Raw genomic sequence first — 5979 nt, 5'->3', positions numbered from 1 at the left:
CCGGATCGCCTCCGGGAGGTAGCGCACGATTCGCATCGACGAGATCATCCGAAGCGGCAAGGCCCCCTTGCCCTGGGAAACAGTCTATCGGGCCCCCTCCTTGCTGGCGTCACCGGCAAACCGATCAACGACCGCCGCACTCCAGGGAATAACCCGGTCCGGGGTCAACGGCTCGCTGATATGGAACCCCTGCAGGCTATCGCAGCCCAGGGCGGAAAGCTGCCGATAGATCTGTTCGCTCTGCACGCCTTCGGCGACCACCCGGATCCCCAGGTCGTGCCCCAGATCGATCGTTGCCCGGACGATCTTCTCGGCATCGGCATCGGATTCCATCTCCATGACGAAGGATTTGTCTATCTTTATGCAGTGCACGGGCAGTTTTCTGAGCCGGGCAAGCGACGCGCGGCCAGTACCGAAATCGTCGATCGCAACGGTAAATCCCGAATCGGCCAGCAGCCGTATGTTGGCCTGGACCCGATCCACATCCTGCATCACACCGCTCTCGGTTACCTCGACGATGATTGCGGTCGCCGGCACACCATGTGCCTGCAGCCGGGACTCGAGTCGATCGATCAGCATCGTATCCTGCATGTCGGACATGGAGACGTTGACACCGACATTGATCTCCGGCTTGAAGTGGCGCCAGCGGGCGAGGTCTGCGCATACCAGATCGAACACCCGATCGGTAAGCGGGCAGACAAGACCGTTGCGCTCCGCAAGTTCGATCATTTGCTCCACGGAGAAGCGGCGCAGCTCCGGATGATCACAGCGGATCAATGCCTCGAAATAGTGGATCCGCCCGGAAGATGTCGCAATCAGCGGCTGGTAGGCCACGCGCAATCCAGCCTGCTCGATCAACTCCCGCAGCGCCGCGACCGGTGCGTGTTCGGCACCGGAATTCCCACTGGCGGCCTGCCAGTACACCGCAAAGAATTCCACGTGACGCTTAGCCTGGTAGAGTGCAATCTCGGCAAATCGCACCAGATCGGACACAATGCGCGCATGCGCCGGATACAGCGAGGCCCCGATGCACAGGGTGGCACTGATGACGTGCCCCTGGACGTGGAACTCGGGATAGAGCGAGGCGCGAATCTTCTCCGATACACGGCGCGCAGTTTCCTCATCCGCCCCAGGCAGGAGCGCCGCGAACTCGTCCCCCCCAAAACGGGCCAGTGTATCGCTTTCGCGCAAGCCCCCCTTGATCCTGCTGGCCACCTGACGCAGCAACTCGTCACCCACAACGTGCCCGAGGGAGTCGTTGACCTCCTTGAATCGACTCATGTCCATCATGAACACCGCCGCCCGGGCTCCGGATCGCTTAGCCTGCGCGATGAACTGTTTGAGCCGGTCCTCGAACAACGCCCGGTTGTAGAGCCCCGTCAGCGGATCGGTGATCGCCTGGCGCTGAAGCGTATCGTAGAGGCCCCCCAGGGCCGAAAAACTGACCAGGCGCTGATCCGGAGCCGCTTCCGCGAGGGTCCCGGACTGAATCTGCGAACGTAGGCGACGGAGCGGATTGAAGAAGAACCTCCTGAGAAACAGCAGGACAACCAGCACGGTGAGACAGGTCACCACGATATTGACCGCAATCAGGCGTCTTTCGGTAAAGTCCAGGCGTTCCTGCAGGCCGGACAGGGGTTTCAGGACGGCGATGTGCAGGGCCGGCTCGCCATCATCGTCCGGCAATATGTAGTCCGCGACAGAGTTGGGGATATCCGCAGACGAATCCCATCCCGGAGATTCGTACGCCACCTCGCCTCCCGCCAGAACCAGGCGTACTGGCGTGCCGAGTTTCTGCCCGACCGACTCCAGTGTCATGACGGGATCCAGGGCCAGCAGGAGATATCCGAGGGGACTGGGTCCACCCACGGGCACCAGGGATACGTAGTAAGGCCTGCCTTCGTCTACGCAGACCCCCTCGAGAATAAGCCGCCGCTCGGCCCCCTGGCGGGAGCCGGCGCGGGAGATGATCTTCGGGCACCACCCCGAGGCCACGGCAGCCATTGTGTCGGCCTCAGTCGATCCGCCGAGATAATGGAGCGCGTCGTCGTACAAACCGAGCTTGACGATCCTGAGTCTGTTGTCGGCGACCTCGCCCCGTTCAAACTGGGACGACAGCGTCAAATGGATCTGCTCGGGGGTGGCACTGAGCAGCGCCTCGCGGACCGCCGGATCTCTTTGGATGTCCAGCCCCACTTCACTCAGTAGCGCACCGGCGTGTCCGATCTCGTTGTGCACCTCCAGGCCGATGATTTTCCTCAGGAATTCCAGCCGAAACGCAACGTTCAGCTCACGATACGCAGTCATCGTGTTGAAGGACAATACGGCGCCGATCAGGCCGGTAACGACAATGGCCAGGACCAGCCCCGACTGGATCGTCAATCGGAATGCGCTCACCGCGTCTCCGCACCCCGGGAGGCGGGCAACGTACGGGAGGCGCGTCGGGACCAGCAGGCGGCCAGCACGGAACCCGAAAGGTTGTGCCAGATCGAGAACAGGGCCCCCGGCAGGGCGGATGGAGCGGAGAAGTATTTCAATGCCAGCGCCACGGCGAGACCGGAATTCTGCATGCCGACCTCGATCGAAAGCGTCCGACAGATCTTCTCGTCCATGGACAACAGGCGCGCAATCCAATAGCCGGCGACAAGGCCCAGCGCGTTGTGGAAAACCACGGCGACCATCGCCAACATCGCAACCTCGACCAGGCGGTCACGGTTCAGTGCAACAACGATCGCGATAATCAGAACGATCGCGGCCACTGACAGCAAGGGTAACACCTGCTTGACGCGCCCAAGCCGGTCTCCCACCAGGGTATTCACCACCACGCCGGCCGTCACCGGAACGACGATGAAACGAAATACGTCGAACAGCATCGCGGCGACCGGCACGTCGACCGAATGCCCCGCATACAGCAGCGTCAACAAGGGTGTCGCGATCACGGCCAGAAGTGTCGAGATCGCCGTCAGGGAGATCGAGAGGGCCAGGTCGCCTCGGGCCAGGTAGCAGATGACATTCGATGCAGTGCCCCCCGGGCTCGCCCCCACCAGGACCATCCCGGCCAGCAGTACATCGGAAAGTCCCAACCCGCGGGAGATCGCCCATGCGAAGAAAGGCATGAGCCCGAATTGCATCGAGACACCCAGGACGACAACGCCGGGCCGACGCAGGACGTCGAGAAAATGACGCGTCGTGAGCGTCATACCCATGCCCAGCATGACCAACCCGAGCAGGTAAACGATGAATGGCTTCAATCCAACGAACCACTGCGGCGACACAAGCGCCACGGCGCAGAACGCGATCGCCCACACAGGGAACATTGCCGTGGCGCGCTGGATCATCGGATCTCCGCTCCGGTCTGGCCTTCATCGGGACACGGCGCCCCTTGTTCAACAGGTCCTGGCGATCATACGTTCAGGCGGGAGTCAGGGCCTCGCCAGCGTTATACCCGTCACGCCGCGATGGTGAGTGCGGTCTCCGCGTGTCCACCGGCACAACCGGGGATCCTCTGGCAACACCTGTGCGCATACCCTAACATAGGTGTTTTCATGATTTTCGCCCTGTGCGACACACTTGTGACGCACGTTCTTCGCCCGGCGATTCCATGCCCTGCCTGCGGGAATGGGATACGGAATCGTCGCAGACAGGATCGGCTGCCGCATCGCGATGTCGGGATTCCGTCGCTGGTGTCGCCGATCCGGGGGGCGGGGTCGGCCGGAATGCATCGCTCACGGAGGGCCATTACAACATGTCTGAGAAAGAATCCGGATTCGCGACACCACAGGAGGCCGAGAGCGCCTTCTATCGGGCATTCGAACGGGGCGACATCCACTCCATGATGGCCGTCTGGTCGCAGGACGATACGACGGTGTGCATCCATCCCGGTGGACCGCGAATCGAGGGACTGCACGACATCCGGGAAAGCTGGGAACATATCTTCGCCTCCGGCAGCGATCTCAAGTTTACCCTGACAGACAATCAGTACACCCGCGACGCCCTGCTCTCAATCCATCAGGTGAAAGAGAGTATCGAGATCGACGGCGTCTTGCAGGGGACCGTACTGGCGACAAACATATACCAGTTCGTGGATGGTAGCTGGCGAATGCTCCTGCATCACGCCTCGCCAGCCCCGGCGGGCATGATTGAATCCCCGGAGGGGGAAACCCTGCACTAGGAGCCTGTCGGACTGAGGATTAATCTACTGCGCTGATGGGAGCTACGATCACCTAAGTCCGACAGGCTCCTACTGCCCGATCGAACGCCGAACAACTTCGACTTCAGGTTCAGATGGCCAGCAAGGGAATCGTCGCAGCCGGACACGAGCTGACCATGCAGGCCGCAGCCCTGATGCTAGAAGAGGGCGGCAACGCTTTCGATGCCATCGTCGCGGCCCACTTCATGGCATGCGTCTCGGAACCCGTCCTGGCCTCGCTCGGCGGGGGCGGATTTCTGCTCGCCTACCCTGAATCCGGCAGGCCGGTTGTCTACGACTTCTTTGCACAAACCCCCAGATGCAAGCGACCGGTGGACGAACTCGAATTCCGGCCGATCATGGCGGATTTCGGTACGGCACAGCAGGAGTTTCACATTGGCCAGGGCACCATCGCGACGCCGGGTTCGGTCCGCGGCCTGTTCCGGATTCACCGCGACCTGGGGACGCTGCCGCTGACGGTGATTACCGCGCCGGCCGCCGAGGCGGCGCGAAAAGGCGTGACGCTCAACGCGCTGCAGGCCTATATCTTCAGTATCGTCAGCCCGATCTATACCGCGACACCCGAAGCCTCGCGGATCTTCGAAAGCCGCAGGAGTCCCGGTCGCCTGATGACCGAGGGAGAGGTGATTTACCAAGCTGAACTCGCCGAGATTATGGAAATACTGGCGATCGAGGGAGAGGATTTGTTCTACCGCGGCGAGATCGCCGGGGGGATACTGTCAAAATGCCGCGACGGTGGCGGCCATCTCACCGCCGAGGATCTGAAACACTACAATGTCGTCCTGCGGGAACCGCTTGCGATCGACTACCGCGAGGCGAGGATCCTGACCAATCCACCGCCGGCTTCAGGTGGGATTCTCATCGCATTTGCCCTGCGACTGCTCTCGCACTGTCGGTCCGGGGCCTTCGGATTCGGCCAGGGCGCCTGGCTGGGACTGCTCGCGGAAGTCATGTACCAGACCAACCGCGCCCGTTTGGAAGCACTCGCCGGCCGGCCACCGGACAGCGTGATCAGCGAAAAACGGTTACTCGATCCGGAATTCCTCGGCCGCTACCGCGAGGAAGTGGCCGGCAGGCACGGCGCCATGCGAGGCACGTCGCATATCAGCGTCATCGATGCAGATGGCAACGCGGCCTCGATGACCATCTCCAATGGTGAAGGCTGCGGCAGCATCGTCAAGGACACGGGGATCATGTTGAATAACATGCTGGGTGAGGATGACCTCAATCCCGGAGGATATCATCGCTGGCGCGAAAACCGGCGACTCACCTCCATGATGACCCCGACACTCCTGGAGATCCCGGACCAGGGCGTGTTCGTGACCGGCTCGGGCGGATCAAACCGGATCCGCAGTGCGATACTGCAGGTCCTGGTAAACCTGATCGACTTCGGCATGGATATCGAGGAAGCGGTCCACAGCCCAAGAATTCATGTGGAAGGAGACAAGCTCAGCGTGGAAGGTGGATTCGCAGCCGCGGAACTCGAGGAACTGATCGAGCGCTTCCCCGATCACGAGATCTGGGAGGACCTGAACCTGTTCTTCGGTGGTGCGCACAGCGTCGCCCGTCTGGCAACGGGCTATCAGGGGATCGGTGACCCCCGACGCGGCGGTGTCTGCCGAAAAGTCTAAGGCGATTGCCGGAAAATGGCATACCAGATTGCGCCGGGTGAACTGCGAAGCAGTGAACGGCTTGGGCAGGAAGCCCAAGACCGGTGCCCAAGCAAAGCAGGGACAGCGCAGCGCCGGGATCGTTCGTCATCAAGGCGC

Annotated in this window: 4 protein-coding genes; 2 read left to right on the top strand and 2 right to left on the bottom strand. The window is 61.8% G+C overall.

All coding sequences use genetic code 11. The features are described 5' to 3' along the window. Positions 1-84: 84 nt before the first annotated feature. Together LJE91_16825 and LJE91_16820 are read right to left on the bottom strand one after the other, a co-directional pair. Positions 85-2397: a bifunctional diguanylate cyclase/phosphodiesterase gene (locus LJE91_16825; protein MCG6870329.1), complete on the bottom strand. Its 2313-nt coding sequence runs from the start codon at positions 2395-2397 to the stop codon at positions 85-87. Next, positions 2394-3338, bottom strand: coding sequence for a bile acid:sodium symporter family protein (locus LJE91_16820; protein MCG6870328.1), 945 nt, complete (start codon positions 3336-3338; stop codon positions 2394-2396). The genes LJE91_16825 and LJE91_16820 overlap by 4 nt, the downstream gene beginning before the upstream one ends. A 407-nt stretch (positions 3339-3745) precedes the next feature. Between LJE91_16820 and LJE91_16815 the strand changes: the two genes are divergently transcribed. After that, on the top strand, positions 3746-4171 hold the full coding sequence (locus LJE91_16815) for a nuclear transport factor 2 family protein (GenBank protein ID MCG6870327.1): 426 nt from the start codon (positions 3746-3748) through the stop codon (positions 4169-4171). 113 nt (positions 4172-4284) lie between these two features. Further along, positions 4285-5841 carry a gamma-glutamyltransferase gene (gene ggt, locus LJE91_16810; GenBank protein ID MCG6870326.1) on the top strand — a complete coding sequence of 519 codons (1557 nt, stop codon included), beginning with the start codon at positions 4285-4287 and terminating at the stop codon, positions 5839-5841. The last annotated feature ends 138 nt before the right edge of the window (positions 5842-5979 follow it).

The sequence above is a fragment of the Gammaproteobacteria bacterium genome, assembly GCA_022340215.1.
Taxonomy (GTDB): domain Bacteria; phylum Pseudomonadota; class Gammaproteobacteria; order JAJDOJ01; family JAJDOJ01; genus JAJDOJ01.
The sequence above is the reverse complement of the archived record's forward strand: the minus strand, read 5'-3'. Positions and strand labels throughout refer to the sequence as shown.

Excerpts from the sequence above, each read along its gene's own strand:
- LJE91_16815 (MCG6870327.1), top strand. The coding sequence starts at position 3,746 with ATGTCTGAGAAAGAATCCGGATTCGCGACACCACAGGAGGCCGAGAGC.
- ggt (MCG6870326.1), top strand. The coding sequence starts at position 4,285 with ATGGCCAGCAAGGGAATCGTCGCAGCCGGACACGAGCTGACCATGCAG.
- LJE91_16820 (MCG6870328.1), bottom strand. The coding sequence starts at position 3,338 with ATGATCCAGCGCGCCACGGCAATGTTCCCTGTGTGGGCGATCGCGTTC.